This window comes from Pantoea sp. SO10 (assembly GCF_005281435.1).
GTDB lineage: Bacteria > Pseudomonadota > Gammaproteobacteria > Enterobacterales > Enterobacteriaceae > Pantoea > Pantoea leporis.
In genome coordinates this window covers 1,555,324-1,571,660 of record NZ_CP040095.1, presented here as the reverse complement: position 1 = coordinate 1,571,660, position 16,337 = coordinate 1,555,324, and the positions used below count along the sequence as shown (strand labels likewise).

Annotated in this window: 17 protein-coding genes; 9 read left to right on the top strand and 8 right to left on the bottom strand. The window is 54.3% G+C overall.

Features of this window, described 5'->3' with window-relative positions; translation table 11 throughout:
* Positions 1–19: 19 nt before the first annotated feature.
* Both uvrC and uvrY read right to left on the bottom strand, forming a co-directional pair.
* Positions 20–1,852 carry an excinuclease ABC subunit UvrC gene (gene uvrC, locus FCN45_RS07245; RefSeq protein ID WP_137385534.1) on the bottom strand — a complete coding sequence of 611 codons (1,833 nt, stop codon included), beginning with the start codon at positions 1,850–1,852 and terminating at the stop codon, positions 20–22.
* A complete protein-coding gene (gene uvrY, locus FCN45_RS07240) occupies positions 1,845–2,504 on the bottom strand; it encodes a UvrY/SirA/GacA family response regulator transcription factor (RefSeq protein ID WP_008102320.1) in 660 nt (219 codons plus the stop codon). Before uvrY ends, uvrC begins: the two co-directional genes overlap by 8 nt.
* A 430-nt stretch (positions 2,505–2,934) precedes the next feature.
* Between uvrY and FCN45_RS07235 the strand changes: the two genes are divergently transcribed.
* Entirely contained in the window at positions 2,935–3,162 is a 228-nt protein-coding gene (locus tag FCN45_RS07235) for a DUF2594 family protein (RefSeq protein ID WP_007887303.1), read from the top strand.
* A gap of 32 nt (positions 3,163–3,194) precedes the next feature.
* Here FCN45_RS07235 and FCN45_RS07230 read toward each other — a convergent pair whose 3' ends face one another.
* Positions 3,195–3,806, bottom strand: coding sequence for an acyl-homoserine-lactone synthase (locus tag FCN45_RS07230; protein WP_101760897.1), 612 nt, complete (start codon positions 3,804–3,806; stop codon positions 3,195–3,197).
* Between the two features lie 121 nt (positions 3,807–3,927).
* Positions 3,928–4,650: a transcriptional regulator SdiA gene (gene sdiA, locus FCN45_RS07225; protein WP_101760898.1), complete on the bottom strand. Its 723-nt coding sequence runs from the start codon at positions 4,648–4,650 to the stop codon at positions 3,928–3,930.
* 553 nt (positions 4,651–5,203) lie between these two features.
* On the opposite strand from sdiA, the gene FCN45_RS07220 reads away from it, so the two are divergent.
* On the top strand, positions 5,204–5,878 hold the full coding sequence (locus tag FCN45_RS07220; RefSeq protein ID WP_137385533.1) for a DUF4396 domain-containing protein: 675 nt from the start codon (positions 5,204–5,206) through the stop codon (positions 5,876–5,878).
* Here FCN45_RS07220 and FCN45_RS07215 read toward each other — a convergent pair whose 3' ends face one another.
* Entirely contained in the window at positions 5,879–6,577 is a 699-nt protein-coding gene (locus FCN45_RS07215) for an extensin family protein (protein ID WP_137385532.1), read from the bottom strand.
* A 408-nt stretch (positions 6,578–6,985) separates the two neighbouring features.
* Here FCN45_RS07215 and cycA point away from each other — a divergent pair, with 408 nt between their 5' ends.
* Positions 6,986–8,377, top strand: a complete 1,392-nt coding sequence (cycA, locus tag FCN45_RS07210) for a D-serine/D-alanine/glycine transporter (RefSeq protein ID WP_101760901.1) — start codon at positions 6,986–6,988, stop codon at positions 8,375–8,377.
* A 101-nt stretch (positions 8,378–8,478) separates the two neighbouring features.
* On the opposite strand, the gene FCN45_RS07205 is transcribed toward cycA, so the two are convergent.
* Complete coding sequence (locus FCN45_RS07205; protein ID WP_137385531.1) at positions 8,479–9,453, bottom strand: metal-dependent hydrolase; 975 nt, start codon at positions 9,451–9,453, stop codon at positions 8,479–8,481.
* Positions 9,454–9,476: 23 nt separating this feature from the next.
* On the bottom strand, positions 9,477–10,112 hold the full coding sequence (gene rutR / locus FCN45_RS07200; RefSeq protein ID WP_137385530.1) for an HTH-type transcriptional regulator RutR: 636 nt from the start codon (positions 10,110–10,112) through the stop codon (positions 9,477–9,479).
* Positions 10,113–10,419: 307 nt separating this feature from the next.
* On the opposite strand from rutR, the gene rutA reads away from it, so the two are divergent.
* From rutA to rutG, 6 genes are read left to right on the top strand one after another with little or no spacing between them, the layout of a single operon-like run.
* On the top strand, positions 10,420–11,511 hold the full coding sequence (gene rutA, locus FCN45_RS07195) for a pyrimidine utilization protein A (protein WP_049851054.1): 1,092 nt from the start codon (positions 10,420–10,422) through the stop codon (positions 11,509–11,511).
* Positions 11,511–12,221, top strand: a complete 711-nt coding sequence (rutB, locus tag FCN45_RS07190; protein WP_110865881.1) for a pyrimidine utilization protein B — start codon at positions 11,511–11,513, stop codon at positions 12,219–12,221. The genes rutA and rutB overlap by 1 nt, the downstream gene beginning before the upstream one ends.
* A 42-nt stretch (positions 12,222–12,263) precedes the next feature.
* Positions 12,264–12,659, top strand: coding sequence for a pyrimidine utilization protein C (gene rutC / locus FCN45_RS07185; RefSeq protein ID WP_137385529.1), 396 nt, complete (start codon positions 12,264–12,266; stop codon positions 12,657–12,659).
* Complete coding sequence (rutD, locus tag FCN45_RS07180; protein ID WP_137385528.1) at positions 12,659–13,462, top strand: pyrimidine utilization protein D; 804 nt, start codon at positions 12,659–12,661, stop codon at positions 13,460–13,462. The genes rutC and rutD overlap by 1 nt, the downstream gene beginning before the upstream one ends.
* A gap of 15 nt (positions 13,463–13,477) precedes the next feature.
* Positions 13,478–13,999: an NADH-dependent FMN reductase RutF gene (gene rutF, locus FCN45_RS07175; RefSeq protein ID WP_137385527.1), complete on the top strand. Its 522-nt coding sequence runs from the start codon at positions 13,478–13,480 to the stop codon at positions 13,997–13,999.
* 45 nt (positions 14,000–14,044) lie between these two features.
* The gene (rutG, locus tag FCN45_RS07170; protein WP_137385526.1) at positions 14,045–15,370 is read left to right on the top strand and encodes a pyrimidine utilization transport protein G; all 1,326 of its coding nucleotides are present in this window, start codon (positions 14,045–14,047) and stop codon (positions 15,368–15,370) included.
* On the opposite strand, the gene FCN45_RS07165 is transcribed toward rutG, so the two are convergent.
* Positions 15,367–16,281, bottom strand: a complete 915-nt coding sequence (locus tag FCN45_RS07165; protein WP_137385525.1) for a DMT family transporter — start codon at positions 16,279–16,281, stop codon at positions 15,367–15,369. The genes rutG and FCN45_RS07165 overlap by 4 nt on opposite strands.
* Between the last annotated feature and the right edge of the window lie 56 nt (positions 16,282–16,337).

Below are 16,337 nucleotides of genomic sequence, written 5' to 3'. Positions count from 1 at the left end.
TGCCCCCCCTCTTTCAACGTTAGTGTTTCAGTGAGTAGTAGATTTTTTCCGCCAGCGCGGTGGAAATTCCCGGCACTTTAGCAATCTCGTCGACGCTGGCATTCATCAGCGGTTGCAGGCCACCCATATACTTGAGCAGCTGCTGGCGCCGTTTGGGCCCCACGCCTTCAATACTTTCCAACGCGCTGGTGTTCTTCACTTTGGCGCGTTTTTTCCGGTGACCTGAAATCGCATGATTGTGAGAGTCATCACGAATATGCTGAATCACATGCAGCGCAGGCGAGTCCGGCGGTAAGGAAACGCCCTCACCTTCCGCTTCAAAGAACAGCGTTTCCAGCCCGGCTTTACGATCGCTACCCTTCGCCACGCCGAGTAAAATCGGACGATCTTTATCCCAGGGTACATTCAGCTCGGCAAAAACCTGTTTCGCCTGCGCTAACTGACCTTTACCGCCGTCGATGATGATCACGTCGGGGATTTTGTCCTCTTCCAGCGCTTTGCCGTAACGACGGCGCAGCACCTGATTCATCGCCGCGTAATCATCGCCCGGCGTGATGCCCTCAATGTTGTAGCGACGGTAATCCGAACGCAGCGGACCATCACGGTTGAACACCACGCACGACGCAATGGTCTGCTCGCCCATGGTGTGACTGATGTCAAAGCACTCCATGCGATGAATGGTGTCGAGCTCAAGGAACGTCGCCAGCGCCGCCAGACGCTGCTGAATGGTCGAATGCTGCGACAGCTTGGTAGTCAGTGCCGTTGCCGCATTGGTGCGCGCCAGTTTCAGGTAGCGTGCACGGTCACCACGCGGCTTACTTTGAATATTCACTTTACGTCCCGCCAGCGCGCTCAGCGATTCCGCCAGCAGCTCACGTTCCGGTAGAGTAAAGTCCAGCAGAATTTCCGCCGGCAAAGTGCGCGCTTCACTGCCTTGCAGATAGAACTGCCCGACAAAGGTTTGTACCACTTCGGTCAGTTCGGTATCGGCAGGTACTTTCGGGAAGTAGCTGCGGCTGCCAAGCACTTTGCCCTGACGAATAAACAGCACGTGCAAGCAAGCCATGCCCGCATCAAAGGCCACGCCCATCACATCCAGGTCTTCACCCTGATTGGAGACAAACTGCCGCTCGGTTACGCGCCTTACCGCTTGAATCTGGTCGCGTAAAATCCCGGCCTCTTCAAAACGCAGTTCCTCACTGGCATTTTCCATGCGCCTGACCAGCTGATTGATCACCTGATCATCTTTCCCCGCGAGGAACAGACGCACGTAATCGGTTTGCTGCGCATACTCCTCTTCGCTAACCAAGCCGGAAACGCAGGGTCCAAGGCAGCGGCCAATTTGATACTGCAAACACGGGCGCGAGCGGTTGCGATACACGCTGTTTTCACACTGGCGAATCGGGAATACCTTTTGCAGCAGCGCGAGTGTTTCACGTACCGCATAGCCGTTCGGAAACGGGCCAAAGTATTCGCCTTTGGCGTGCTTCGCGCCACGGTGCATCGCCAGACGCGGATGGCTATCGCCACTGAGGAAAATGTAAGGATAGGATTTGTCATCGCGCAGCAGCACGTTATAGCGCGGCTGGTAGAGCTTGATGTAGTTATGCTCCAGCAGCAGCGCTTCCGTTTCGGTGTGCGTCACGGTGACGTCGATGTTCTGAATGTTGCTGACCAGAACTTCAGTTTTGCGACTGCCCACCTGCGTACGGAAGTAGCTGGTCAGGCGCTTTTTGAGGTCTTTGGCTTTACCAACATAGATCACCGTGCCGGTCGCATCGTACATACGGTAGACGCCGGGTTGGCTGGTCACGGTGCTGAGAAAGGCTTTGGAATCGAAAACGTCACTCACTACTGATTAATGGCTCCGCATTGAACAGGCCATGTCGAATGGCCAAATGCGTTAACTCGACGTCGCCACTGATATTCAACTTGCTGAACATGCGATAGCGGTAACTGTTAACGGTTTTCGGGCTGAGACTGAGTTGTTCGGAAATCTCCGTCACTTTCTGCCCGCGTGTGATCATCAGCATAATCTGCAATTCCCTTTCCGACAAACAGCTGAAGGGGGATTCGGCTTTTTGCGGTTCGATCTGGCTGAGTGCCATTTGCTGGGCAATATCCGAAGCGATATAGCGTTGCCCTGAATGCACCGAGCGAATCGCACTCACCACTTCCTGCGGCGCGGCGCCTTTACTGAGATAACCCGCTGCGCCCGCCTGCATTACCTTCGCCGGCAGTGGATTTTCAGTATGAATGGTGAGCATGATGATGCGGATATCCGGGTTAAAGCGCACAATTTTGCGTGTCGCTTCCAGGCCGCCAATACCGGGCATGTTCATGTCCATCAGCACTACGTCAACCGGATTGCTGCGGCACCATTTCACGGCGTCTTCACCGCACGCCGCTTCACCCGCAATAACGAGTCCTTTCATATCTTCCAGAATGCGGCGAATACCGGCGCGTACCAGTTCATGGTCATCAACAAGAAGCAGGCTGATCAACGAGACGTACTCCGCAGGTTAAGAAAGGGAAATATATTTCAGAACGGTCATCTTACCGGTTTTCAGGTGGAAAAAACATCTACAGTCACAGATAAATCTCAAATGAACTGATGCAAATCAATAACATTCTTATGAGCCAGCTTTTACTGCACAGGGCAATAACATGCAAAATAAGATAAGTTAAATTGCTATTAATATCATTAAGTTATAATTTATAGCTCGATTTTATTGTCGCATTTCGATCGCCTGGTAAATAACAGCTAAACGCCAATTCTGGTTGCTGACAAATAGCGCAATGCGCAATTAAAAAGCGGTCTGACTTTTACCGCTTCGCTTCATTAAAATTCATCTGAAAACCCTATGATATACTCTCTTTCTTACGCACAGGAAGAATGTGTCAACATTGAGTAATACCCCCAAGGAGTCAATTATGAGTGATGAAGATTTCGCAACTTCACGAGACACGCAGGCGCTGGCCGACGAAGTCGCCTGTCTGAAAATGATGGTGACGCTGATTCTGAAAGGAATGGGTCAAGCCGATGCCGGTAAGGTGATCATCAACATGGAGCGTTATGTGCAAGCTTCGTTAGGCGATAAGCCGCAGGCGGAAGTGTTTAATAATACAATTCGTCAGATCAAAACCGCTTACCGTCAATAAGCGATGTGCCCCGCGCGAAATGCGCGGGGTATTTAGCTGTGTGATTGCCAGTTTACTGAAACACCCAGCGACGGCAGCACCTCTTCCGGGCTAAAGCGTCGTGTACCCCGATATTTCTCCGCCAGCGCCGGTTGATCAACCGGAATGCGAATGGCAAACAGATTGTCTTCAGATTGGATCAAGCCCGGTGAGAGCGGCTCGTAGACTACCTGATGCTGTTCGAACATCTTCTCAAGCATTGGCGTCGCCGAACTGATCAAATACTCCATGCCGCTCAGTTCTGCTAATTGCACCGAGTGCCACAAAATACTCAGCGGCAGCTCCGCGTCCACCTCAAGGCGCGCCGAGAAGCGCGACATTTCCCATACCTTTTCCTGATCGAAAGGCAGAATAAAACCTTCCGGCACCTCAGGTTCATGCCACGGCAACAGACGTGCGCAGCCGCAAATACCCTGACGAGCGTTCCAGGCAATCAACCAGGTGACATCCGAACGATCAAAACGATCGTACTCTTGCCCTGGCGTACTCAATCGCGGTGGAATCGACCACCCTTCGCCGCGCGCAAACACGCTATAGCGATACGTTCCCAGTTCTGCCAACAGTGAGGACGGCATATCCTTAAGCTGTGTTTGAATTACTTTCATCATGCGCCTCTGACATCCCCATGTATGCAATGATTTCTTTGAGCCAGCCTGGCAACGTTGCGCGCAGGGTAGACAACTGACACGGGAGAAGGAACTACTAAAATTAGTAGTTGCTTTTTCGCTATATCAGGCCAACCGCAGCGGCATAACAGGCAATCTGCGTTTTATTGGAAACATTAAAACGCTTTTGCATATTCTTTTGGTGAAAATTCACCGTATGTTCAGATATGGCTAAAATAAGTGAAATTTCCGCCGACGTTTTTCCTTCCGCCGTCCATTTTAAGATTTCTAATTCACGCTGACTAAAATCGTTAGATAAAACGACCATAGAATCGTCATTCAAACGCTCCAACACGCGCAAACTCAGTTCCGCCAGAAGATGCAGTTTCACCTCAAGCTCTATGCGCAAGTGTTGGGTCTTACTGTGAAGTGTCGATGCAATAGATAATATACCAATGGTACGATTTGGTGCCATTGCTGAGCAGGAAAAGCCACTCATTAATCCCGCAGCGTTGGCTTCTGCCCACAAATTACCCGCACCGGTAAATAAATCGCGCGTCCATTCAACACCCCGTCCCGGCCGCTGACAGAGTAATAGCACCGGATCGACCTTATAATAGTTCTCGCTTTCGTAGCGTTTCACCCAGCCTTCCGGGTATGTACTGAACAAAAACAAGCGCGGCCGGGTAAAGGGCACCGGATGCTGAACCAAAAAAGCGAAGTAATCGAAACCCAGCTTTTCAATCTGCTGTTGCAACAGGGATTTCAATTGCGTCACTTGCGTTAGCGCCAGAAATTCATTTTCCATTTCGCCTCGCCAGACGAAATAATTATCGGTCGTCATTATTGCCTTAGCGCTGTTTCACGCTTTTACATTCTGAAATTAGTTCGTGTTAACGCAAAAAATAAATTAGCCAGACAAAAAATATTGATTGAAAAAGGAGCAAATTTGCCAGCAGCTAGCATAACTCTTCTACTGTCAATGCGTTAACGTAATGGAAATGTGTAAGTTCACGTTAATTGTTAACAGGTTCACAACTTTAATTCCTCAGCAGATTAGAATAGGATTTTTCTGGAGTAGTTTCAATCATCCAGTTGATTGAAAATGATCGTTAGATTGATAAATTTTTAGCATCGTCATTAACTAAAATTATTGATGCAAAAAGCAGATTGTTTTGCTGTGAAAGGGGTTTGTACGGTGAATGAGTTTTGACTTAATGTTAATCCCACCTATTTCTGCGGTTAAGATAATACATTAAGTAATGATGTGATTTCTCTCACGCTGATTAACGGCTACGCTTAATGCTAGCGGAGTGAAAAGATGCATTGGAAGACAGTGCTGCAGTAAGGCTCAGGCGCATTGTCGCATGTAGGTGGGAAACTTAGCGGAACTGACTATGTTGAACCAGTTTGCATTACCTTTCCTTGTTCTGGGCGTCTGCACTGCCCTGATGATTTTAAAAGATCTTTTTCGCCATCCACATCCGGTGGCGGTGATGAATATCATTTGGCCATTAACCGGTTTGTATATGCCTTTTATTGGCTGGATCGTCTGGTGGTACTTAGGCCGTAAACCATCACAACAGCAAAAACTTGCGCTGTTGGTTCCACAAAAAATACGCAGTAACGCCAGCTGGCAAACTATATTTATTTCCACGTCATTATCCGCAGCGGCTTGTATATTTGGCGATATAATGACAATCCCGATAGTCACTTTACTAAAACAATTTGCCATTAATCCGACGATAGGGATGCAGGCGCTTATTTGCGTTATCGCTTCATTGTTGATGGGATTACTTTTTCAATTTCTGGCGATTCGCCAACGTGAAAAACATTCATTTGGCAGCGCATTATTATTGGCGTTAAAAACCGAAATTTTCCCCCTGCTGATTTTTCAATTAGGTATTTTTATCTTTATGGCATTGGCCCTAAAGTTTGTGCTGAACGAGCAGGTCAATCCGCTGGTGGCGGCATTCTGGTTTATGCTGCAATTGGCCATAATGACTGGCTTTATTTTCTCCTGGCCGGCTAATCATTTCCTGATAAAACGTGGGCTTAATCCTGCGGTATAGCTAACGGCAGTAACCCGAACCGCGCATGCCAAGATGAAAATGGCTGGCATGCGCGGCGTTATAATCGGGCCCCAGCGCATTACCGAACGTCGCACAGCCGTTACGCCACAGCGCATGCAGTCCAGCCGCCGCATCCTCTGGCTGTTGCCAGTTTTTTCCTACCTGCAACCAACGCCCATTTGCCAGCTGAAATCCGGTAATATCCCAGGCATCGGCGCTGGCGTGCTCACTCAAACGCCCTTCCTGACGATGATAAATATTGCGACAGGCGTAGCTGCCAACATGGGCAATGCGTTTCAGCGGACTGTTAAAACCGGTCTGACGTAATGCGCTGTCGCTGTTAATCACAAACATGGTGCTGGCCACCGCCATCGGACAGCTGGCGAGAAAACTGCTGCTTAGCGTGACGTCACCGTAGCCGCTGATGCGTAGCGGCTGCTCAATCGGGCAATTCCCTTGCATTGGCGGCACGGCACGAAACTGCACCAGCCGCTGTTCACTGGCTTGCCGCATCACCGCCAGGCAGGCAGCCGGATTGCCACTCAGCTTTTTTAGCTTGTAACGCGTCATCCAACCGGGCGGATCGGTAACGTTGAGCGGTGTAAAGGGGTTCCACTGAGGCGGCAGATGCGTTTTCAACCACGGCAAACTAAACCAGCCGCATACAGCCAACAACGCGACGGCGAACAGAGCGCGCACAATGCCTCACTTTTCCTGATGAAATGAACTAACAAGTGTAGAAGTCATGTGCGCGGAAAGTGACGTAAATCGCTTAATTGTTGAAGATTTACGCAAAATGACTGCGCTTTAAACTCTGTAAATAATTACTGACAGAGCAAAGCACGTAAAAGGTCACAAAGGGGGAAAAACCATTACCGAAACGGGTTGGCTTTCCACTATCTTATGCCACTTGCCTGGACAAAGGCTCATAACGAATGCCCTAAATAATGTGAGCCGCAGGAAGGCGGCAAGTGTGTGAATCATTGGGAGCTTAATTTAGTCAGTTCCTGGGGTGAACACGCGTAGCCAACGCATCTGCGGCTTGAAGTATGACGGGCAAAACAGCCAATAGAGCTGACACAACATCTCGACAGGAAAGAAAAATTTATGGTTGATCAATCAAAAGAGGCGCTCGCTACGGCCGAACAGCCGGATAAACTCCAGCGTAACCTGCATAATCGTCACATTCAGTTGATTGCTATCGGTGGCGCCATCGGCACCGGGTTGTTTATGGGTTCGGGTAAAACCATCAGCCTCGCGGGCCCGTCGATCATTTTCGTCTACATGATCATTGGCTTTATGCTGTTCTTCGTCATGCGCGCCATGGGCGAACTGCTGTTATCCAACCTCGAATACAAATCCTTTAGCGATTTCGCTGCCGATTTACTCGGTCCGTGGGCGGGCTATTTTACCGGCTGGACGTACTGGTTCTGTTGGGTGGTGACCGGCATTGCCGACGTGGTGGCCATCAGCGCCTATTTCCAGCTGTGGTTCCCGGACTTCTCCATCTGGATGAGCGCCCTGCTGTGCGTCTTTGTCTTCCTGGCATTGAATATCGCTACGGTGAAGCTGTTTGGTGAGATGGAGTTCTGGTTCGCGATTATCAAAATCGTCGCCATTGTGGCGCTGATCATCACCGGCATTGTGCTGGTAAGCATGCATTATCCGTCGCCGAACGGTGGCACCGCGTCCCTGAGCAACATCTGGGATCACGGTGGCATGTTCCCGAAAGGCTTGAGCGGCTTCTTTGCCGGCTTCCAGATTGCGGTTTTCGCCTTTGTCGGCATTGAGCTGGTCGGCACCGCGGCGGCAGAAACCAAGGATCCGCACAAAGTTCTGCCGCGTGCAATTAACGCCATTCCGCTGCGCATTATTATGTTTTACGTGCTGGCGCTGATGGTGATTATGGCGGTAACGCCGTGGAATCAGGTGCTGGCGAATCGCAGCCCGTTCGTTGAGATGTTTGTGCTGATCGGCTTGCCTGCCGCCGCCAGCATCGTCAATTTCGTGGTGCTGACCTCCGCCGCCTCGTCCGCCAATAGCGGTATCTTCTCCACCAGCCGCATGTTGTTCGGCCTGGCGGAACAAGGCGTGGCGCATAAAGCCTTTGGTCGCCTCTCGGCGCGTGCGGTGCCAACCACTGGCCTGTTCTTCTCTTGTCTGTGTCTGCTGGCGGGCGTGGCGCTGATCTACCTGATTCCGGATGTGATGACGGTGTTCACCATGGTTACTACGGTGTCGGCAATTCTGTTCATGTTCGTCTGGACTATCATCCTTTGCAGCTATCTGGCGTATCGTAAACAGCATCCACAGCGTCATGCCGAATCGAAGTTCAAAATGCCGCTGGGCAAGTTTATGTGCTGGGTATGCATGGCGTTCTTCGCCTTTGTGCTGGTGCTGCTGACGCTGCAGGAAGATACCCGTCAGGCGCTGATGGTCACGCCGCTGTGGTTTGTGATGCTGACCATGGGCTGGTTGTTACGTCGTCGTAAAGCCTGATTTATTACGGCTACGTTAAGGCTGCCTTTTGAAAGAAAGTGCAGCCTTTTTCTTTTTTGACAGAAAGCGCACCTCATCAGCAAACACGCTTCACCACGAAGTCACAATCTCTCCCGCAGCTTACGCCACGCCTCACCCAATGCAGGACGCACCGAAGGCTCTCGCTGTGGCGCTAGCTCCGGCGACTGTGGTGATCCCAGATTAAAGGTAAAGGTGTAACTCGGCTCCTCCCCCATCCTTAAATCGCTGATCAACGTGCGATCGCCCTGCTGCTTCATTGCGTAAAACCCATGACTAAACCACGCTACACGCTCGGCGTGCCATTGCCCTTTGAACGGCGCAAACAGCGCGGGTTGACGATCGTGCCAGCTTATCTGCAGCGGACGCCCCGGTGACAACAGCGACCAATAAGCTTCGCCGTAACGCTCTGGCGTCATGATCACCGTGCGCCATACCAGCGTATTAAATGCGGTCGGCGTCACCAGCAGTTGCTCTGGCTGCACTGATTGCTGCGCCAGCACTTGCTCAATGTGTTGCGTCGCGATGCTTTGTGCCACCATGCTCCAGCCGAGATAAAGCGTACTCACCAATAATCCCGCCTGATTCCAGCGCAAGCCCACAGCATCGCGTCGCCACAGGGCGACGAGCAGCGCAATCAGCAACGGCAAGGTATACAACGGATCGATGATATACATGCTGCCAATGGCATAAGGGAAATCGGTGAGCGGCAGGCCCAGCTGCGTGCCGTAAACGGTGGTGAGATCCAGCAGCGGATGCGTCACCAGCGCCAGCCACATCGCCAGCGTCCAGCCGCGCCAGTGCGCGCGACTGCGTGTCGCACCGGCCACCAGCCAGCCGAGCAGCGGTGCAATTAAGGTGAGGATGATCAGCGCATGACTTTCGGTGCGATGCAGCGTCATATTGCGAATGGCATCGCCGTGATCGATAAACACGTCGAGATCCGGCAAGGTGCCCGCCACCGCGCCCACCAGCGCCGCTTGCCACAGCGGGACGCGCTTGCCCATCACCGCAACGGTGACCGCCGCGCCTAATGTCAGTTGTGATAACGAATCCATGCACTCTCCTTGAAAACGCGGGATCAGCGCACGCGAATCCCTTCAATTATCATGCGCTGCACGTTTTCCAGCGTCTGTTCAAAAAACGCCGCATCGTTCAACGTCTGGCCGGTAATCGCTTCCACCTGTGAGGCGAAATCCGCATAGTGCTGCGTAGTCGCCCATAGCAGGAAAAACAGGTGCTGCGGCTGCACGCCCGCCAGCCGCCCTTCGGCGATCCACTGTTCGATAATCGCCGCTTTCTCATCCACCAGCGCTTTTAAATCACCGGCCAGTTCACCTTTCAGCAGCGGCGCGCCCTGCAACATCTCAAGGCAGAACAACCGTGAAGCTTGCGGATGATCACGCGAGACTTCCAGCTTAAGGCGAATGTATTGACGTATCGCGGTCAGCGGATCGTGATCGTGCTGCAGCGCGCGCAGCGGCGCCAGCCACACATCAAGAATCTCTTTTAAAACCGCCACATACAGCACTTCTTTCGACGGATAGTAATACAGCAAATTGGTTTTGGAGACGTCGGCGCGCTCCGCCACTTTATCCAGGCTGGTGCCGTGAATACCGTATTGCGAGAAGAAGGTTAACGCCGCTTCCAGAATGGCTGCCCGCTTTGCGGCGACCGCTCGCGAACGGCGTCCCGGTTTTTTTTCATCGTTTTTCACACTGTTACCTCTTCCGTCCTGCGTCAACGCATCATAACAAAGGCCTTCTTTCCTGCCTAATCGCCCGCCTGCACCTTTTTTGACCATGCGGCGCATGAAAAACGTGCAAAACGTTTTGACCAAACGGTCTGAAATGGACCAATTACTCCAGTTTAGAACAGGCGATACTTTTAACGCATTGTTATTTATCTCTTTTAAAAATGTGGCACAGCCTTTGCAATTTTGTGATGGAGCGCCGCCCGCAGGATGCGTGCAGGAAGCAGCGCAGCGCGTGAAGCAGTCCCCGTCTAATGCAGAGAGGTTTCACATGAAAATTGGCGTCTTTATCCCGATTGGTAATAACGGCTGGCTGATCTCCACCCATGCGCCGCAGTACAAACCGACTTTTGAACTGAACAAAGAGATCGTGCTGAAAGCAGAGCATTATCATTTCGACTTTGCCCTTTCGATGATCAAACTGCGCGGCTTTGGCGGCAAAACCGAGTTTTGGGATCACAACCTCGAATCCTTCACGCTGATGGCGGGACTGGCGGCGGTGACCTCACGCATCGAAATCTACGCCACCGCCGCCACGCTGACCTTGCCGCCCGCGATTGTGGCGCGTATGGCCTCCACCATTGATTCCATCTCGAATGGCCGCTTCGGCGTCAACCTCGTTACCGGCTGGCAGAAACCCGAGTACGAGCAGATGGGCTTGTGGCCGGGCGATGCTTACTTCTCCAGCCGCTACCAATATCTGACCGAATACGTCACCGTGCTGCGCGATTTGTGGGGCACCGGCCAGAGCGACTTCAAGGGCGAGTTCTTTACCATGAACGATTGCCGCGTCAGCCCGCAGCCGCAGAAACCGATGAAAGTGATTTGCGCCGGTCAGAGCGATGCGGGCATGGCGTTCTCGGCGCAGCACGCCGATTACAACTTCTGCTTTGGCAAAGGCGTCAACACGCCAACTGCCTTCGCGCCAACTGCCGCGCGTATGAAGCAAGCTGCCGATAAAGCGGGACGCGACGTCGGTTCCTATGTGCTGTTTATGATCATCGCCGCCGAGAGCGACGAAGCCGCACGCGCCAAATGGGAACACTACAAAGCCGGTGCCGATGAAGAGGCGCTCGCCTGGCTCACCACGCAAAGTCAGCAGGACACCAAATCCGGCAGCGACACCAACGTGCGCCAGATGGCCGATCCGACTTCCGCCGTCAACATCAATATGGGCACGCTGGTGGGTTCTTACGCCAATGTGGCACGAATGTTGGATGAAGTTGCTTTAGTCGATGGCACGCAAGGCGTGTTGCTCACCTTTGATGACTTCCTGCAAGGCATCGAAGATTTCGGTGAACGTATCCAGCCCTTAATGCAGTGTCGCCACGATTTAATCGCATCCCAGCAGGAGGTTGCCTGATGAGTACCGTTGTTTGCGCCCATACCTCAAGTTTACCGAACGTCACCTTGCCGGCGCGCCCGGAAGCCATCGCGCTGCCGCCAGCGCAAAGTGCGCTGATTGTGGTGGATATGCAGAACGCCTACGCCACGCAAGGCGGCTATCTCGATCTGGCGGGCTTTGATGTCTCCGCTACCAAACCGGTGATTGCCAAAATACATCAGGCGGTCACCGCAGCGCGGGCCGCCGGGATGCAGATCATCTGGTTTCAGAACGGTTGGGACGACCAATACGTTGAAGCCGGTGATGCCGGATCCCCCAACTTCCACAAATCTAATGCGCTGAAAACCATGCGCAAGCGCCCGGAGTTACAGGGCACGCTGCTGTCAAAAGGCGGTTGGGATTATGCGCTGGTCGATGAACTGGTGCCGCAGGCCGGCGATATCGTATTGCCGAAACCGCGCTACAGCGGCTTCTTCAATACCTCGCTCGACAGCATGCTGCGCAGCCGTGGCATCCGCCATCTGGTGTTTACCGGCATCGCCACCAACGTCTGCGTGGAATCGACGCTGCGTGACGGCTTCTTCCTGGAGTATTTCGGCGTGGTGCTGGAAGACGCGACCTATCAGGCGGGTCCGGCGTTTGCCCAACAGGCGGCCATTTTCAATATCGAAACGTTTTTTGGCTGGGTCAGCGATACCGACACGTTCTGCGAAACGCTGAAAAGCTAACGCCTCGATTCACCTGCAAACCGATAAGAAGAGGATTTCGCCATGCCTAAAAGTGTGATTATTCCGCCCGGCACCGGTACGCCCATTGCGCCATTCGTGCCCGGCACCTTAGCTGACGGCGTCGTCTACGTCTCCGGCACCTTGCCGTTCGATGCCAACAACAACGTGGTGCACGTCGGTGATGCCGCCGCGCAAACGCGTCACGTGCTGGAGACCATTAAAAAGGTGATCGAAACTGCCGGCGGCACCATGGAAGACGTGACCTTCAACTCGATTTTTCTCACCGACTGGAGCAACTACGCAGCGATTAATCAGATCTACGCCGAATACTTCCCCGGTGATAAACCGGCGCGCTTCTGCATTCAGTGCGGCTTAGTGAAACCGGATGCGCTGATCGAAATCGCCACCGTTGCGCATATCGGCAAACAGGAGGCCTGATGCATCTGGAGATCCAGGGTTCAACCGCTGAAGATGCGCCGACGCTGGTGCTCGCTTCCGGTTTAGGCGGCGTCGCCGGTTTCTGGCAACCGCAGCTGGCGGCGCTGACGCCGCATTATCGCGTGGTGACGTACGATCAGCGCGGCACCGGCCGCAGTACCGATACGCTGCCGGACGGCTACAGCATGACGATGATGGCGGCGGAACTGGCAGAAACGCTGGAACAGCACGGCATTCAACATTACGACATTATCGGCCATGCGCTGGGCGGCTTAATCGGCCTGCAACTGGCGCTGGACTTCCCGCAGCGCGTGGGCCGCGTGGTGGTGATCAACGGCTGGCTTTCGCTGGATGCGCACACGCAGCGCTGCTTCCAGGTGCGTCAGGATCTGCTGATGAACGTCGGCGTCGAAGCCTTTGTGCGTGCGCAGCCGCTGTTCCTCTATCCCGCGGAATGGCTGGCGCGCAATCAGGAGCGCATTAACGCTGAAGATGCGCATCATGTCGCCCATTTTCAGGGCATGGAAAACCTGCTGCGTCGCTTGCATGCATTGAAAAGCGCGGATTTCCGCGCACATGTGACGCGCATCTCCCAGCCGGTGTTAGCGATCTGCAGCCAGGACGATCTGCTGGTGCCGTGGAGCTGCTCACCGCAGCTGGCGCAGGCGCTGCCCAACGGCAGCCTGATTGAGATGGCCTGGGGCGGACACGCGATGAGCGTCACCGATGCCGACAACTTTAATGCGCTGCTGCTGCGCTGGCTGGCCGATACGGCTGCGTCTGCCCAGCGAGCGGCCAGCTAATCACAGGAGCCGCCAATGAGCGTGCATGAACTGCCAATTTTACCCGGTGTAGAACGCGATGCGTTTCGTAACGCGATGGCGTGCTTAGGCGCGGCGGTGAATATCATCACCACCGATGGTCCCGCTGGACGCGCCGGATTTCCCGCCTCGGCGGTGTGCAGCGTTACTGATACGCCGCCCACGCTGCTGGTTTGTCTTAATCGGTCAGCGTCGGTGTGGCCGATTTTTCGCGACAACGGTTATCTGTGCGTTAACACCCTGGCCGCCGGGCATGAAGATCTCTCGACGCTATTTGGCGGCAAAACGCCGATGGCAGGACGCTTTGCCGCCGCTGACTGGCACACGCTGGCCAGCGGTTCACCGCTGTTAGACGGCGCGCTGGTGTCGTTTGACTGCAAAGTGGCACAAGTAGTCAGCGTGGGCACGCACGACATTCTGTTTAGCGAAGTGCAGGCGCTGGTACGCAATGATGAAACGCACGGTTTAGCATGGTTTGACCGTGGCTATCATCACCTTTTACGGCAGGACGCCCGCTAACGCCGCCTTGTGCGGCCCGCTTTCACTGACACCCTGGAGATGACGATGGCGAGTTCCTGGTTCCCCCGCTGGCAGAAAAAGTCAGCCATGACCGATGATGGGCTGATTGCGCCGGACGAAACGCTGCCGTTTGCGCAGACGGTCGTGCTTGGCCTGCAGCATGCTGTGGCAATGTTTGGCGCAACGGTGCTGATGCCGTTGCTGATGGGACTGGACCCCAATCTGGCGATTCTGGTTTCGGGCATCGGTACGCTGCTGTTCTTCCTGGTCACCGGCGGGCGCGTACCCAGCTATCTCGGATCCAGCGCGGCGTTTGTTGGCGTTATCATCGCGGTAACCGGCTTTAACGGTCAGGGACTCAACCCCAACCTGGCGCTGGCGCTGGGCGGCGTGATTGCCTGCGGCGCGCTCTATACGCTGATTGGCCTGATCGTGATGAAAGTCGGTACCGGCTGGATCGAGCGTCTGATGCCGCCGGTGGTCACGGGCGCGGTGGTGATGGCGATTGGTCTGAACCTGGCGCCAATTGCGGTGCACGGGGTGTCCGGCTCAATGTTTGACAGCTGGATGGCAGTGATGACGGTGCTGTGCATTGGTCTGGTGGCGGTATTCACGCGCGGGATGATCCAGCGCCTGCTGATTCTGGTCGGTCTGATTGTTGCGTGGGCCATCTATGCACTGCTAACCAACGTGATGGGCTTCGGCAAACCCGTGGATTTCAGCGGCCTTGCCAACGCACCGTGGTTTGGCCTGCCGCACACCACCGCACCGATCTTTGATATGCAGGCCATCGTGATGATCGCGCCTGTGGCGATCATTCTGGTGGCGGAAAACCTCGGGCACATTAAAGCCGTGGCGGGCATGACCGGGCGCAATCTTGATCCCTGGATGGGCCGCGCCTTTGTCGGCGACGGTCTGGCAACCATGCTGTCGGGCTCAATCGGCGGCAGCGGTGTCACCACCTACGCGGAAAATATCGGTGTGATGGCGGTAACCAAAGTCTACTCAACGCTGGCCTTTGTGGCCGCCGCGGCGATCGCTTTGGTGCTTGGCTTCTCACCGAAATTTGGCGCGCTGATCCACACCATTCCCGGTCCGGTGATTGGTGGCGCCTCGATTGTGGTGTTTGGTTTGATCGCGGTGGCGGGCGCACGCATTTGGGTGCAGAACCATGTGGATTTTAATCAGAATGGCAATTTGATCATGGTGGCGACCACGCTGGTGCTGGGCGCCGGTGATTTTGCCCTGAAGATTGGCAGCTTCACCCTTGGCGGCATCGGCACCGCCACCTTTGGTGCCATCATCCTGAACGCGATTTTACAACGTCGCGGCGCCGCGCTGGCGAACCAGGCGGCACGGCAACACCCTTAAGGCTCGAGCGGTGCCTGATTGGGCACCGCTTTCTTGCGGCGTATACGCAGTTCGCTGACGATCACCCCACAAACAATCAGTGCCGCGCCCAGTAGCGCAGCAGCAGGTAGACGCTCGCCCGCCAAACGCCCTACCACGCCCGCCCACACCGGTTCACCGGCGTAAATCACCGTGGCACGCGTCGGTGAAACGCTGCGTTGCGCCCAGTTCATCGTCACCTGAATCAAGGCGCTGGCCGCACCCAGACCCAACGCGCTCAGCAGCAACGGCGTTGACATGGCAGGAACCGATTCGCCATTCGGGATCATCAGAACAAAGGCGCAGGCCGATGCCACCATCAGCTGAATCAGCGTGACGCGGCGCACATCGACCTGTCCGGCATAACGGCTGATCAGGATGATCTCCGCCGCGATTGCCAGCGTGCTCAGTAAGGTGGCGATTTCACCGGCATTCAGCGTCAAACTGCCATCCTGCGGACCCGCCACCAGCACTAAACCGGTAAACGCCAGCAAAATGCCCAGCCACGCCATCAATCCCGGCGGACGGCGCAGGAATAACCATTGCAGCAGCGGCACCACCGGCACGTAGAGCGCGGTGATAAACGCCGACTGACTGCTGGAAATGGTTTGCATGCCCCAGGTTTGCAGACCGTAGCCGCCGGCAATCGACAGGCCAATCAGCGCCCCGGCTTTGATTTCCAGCCAGGTCACTTGCTTGAGATAACGACGGAAGAAAAAGGCCAGCAGCAGCGATGCCGTAGCAAAACGTAATCCCACAAAAAAGAACGGACCGGAATGGGCCATCGCCCGGTGTACCACCAAAAAAGTGCCACCCCAAACCATGGTAATAAATATGAGCACCAACTCCTGACGCGAAATACGCAGGCTGAGACGAGAAGAAGAAGCGGACATAACGCACCAGAATAATCAGTTGGCGGTCAGTTTGCTCAGAGAGCGGGGAAATTGCA

Bases quoted from the DNA above. Each gene is read 5' to 3' on its own strand.
- cycA (WP_101760901.1), top strand. From the start codon at position 6,986: ATGGTTGATCAATCAAAAGAGGCGCTCGCTACGGCCGAACAGCCGGAT.
- rutA (WP_049851054.1), top strand. From the start codon at position 10,420: ATGAAAATTGGCGTCTTTATCCCGATTGGTAATAACGGCTGGCTGATC.
- rutF (WP_137385527.1), top strand. From the start codon at position 13,478: ATGAGCGTGCATGAACTGCCAATTTTACCCGGTGTAGAACGCGATGCG.
- rutG (WP_137385526.1), top strand. From the start codon at position 14,045: ATGGCGAGTTCCTGGTTCCCCCGCTGGCAGAAAAAGTCAGCCATGACC.
- rutC (WP_137385529.1), top strand. From the start codon at position 12,264: ATGCCTAAAAGTGTGATTATTCCGCCCGGCACCGGTACGCCCATTGCG.
- sdiA (WP_101760898.1), bottom strand. From the start codon at position 4,650: ATGACGACCGATAATTATTTCGTCTGGCGAGGCGAAATGGAAAATGAA.
- FCN45_RS07165 (WP_137385525.1), bottom strand. From the start codon at position 16,281: ATGTCCGCTTCTTCTTCTCGTCTCAGCCTGCGTATTTCGCGTCAGGAG.
- FCN45_RS07205 (WP_137385531.1), bottom strand. From the start codon at position 9,453: ATGGATTCGTTATCACAACTGACATTAGGCGCGGCGGTCACCGTTGCG.
- FCN45_RS07220 (WP_137385533.1), top strand. From the start codon at position 5,204: ATGTTGAACCAGTTTGCATTACCTTTCCTTGTTCTGGGCGTCTGCACT.
- rutD (WP_137385528.1), top strand. From the start codon at position 12,659: ATGCATCTGGAGATCCAGGGTTCAACCGCTGAAGATGCGCCGACGCTG.
- FCN45_RS07235 (WP_007887303.1), top strand. From the start codon at position 2,935: ATGAGTGATGAAGATTTCGCAACTTCACGAGACACGCAGGCGCTGGCC.
- FCN45_RS07230 (WP_101760897.1), bottom strand. From the start codon at position 3,806: ATGAAAGTAATTCAAACACAGCTTAAGGATATGCCGTCCTCACTGTTG.
- rutB (WP_110865881.1), top strand. From the start codon at position 11,511: ATGAGTACCGTTGTTTGCGCCCATACCTCAAGTTTACCGAACGTCACC.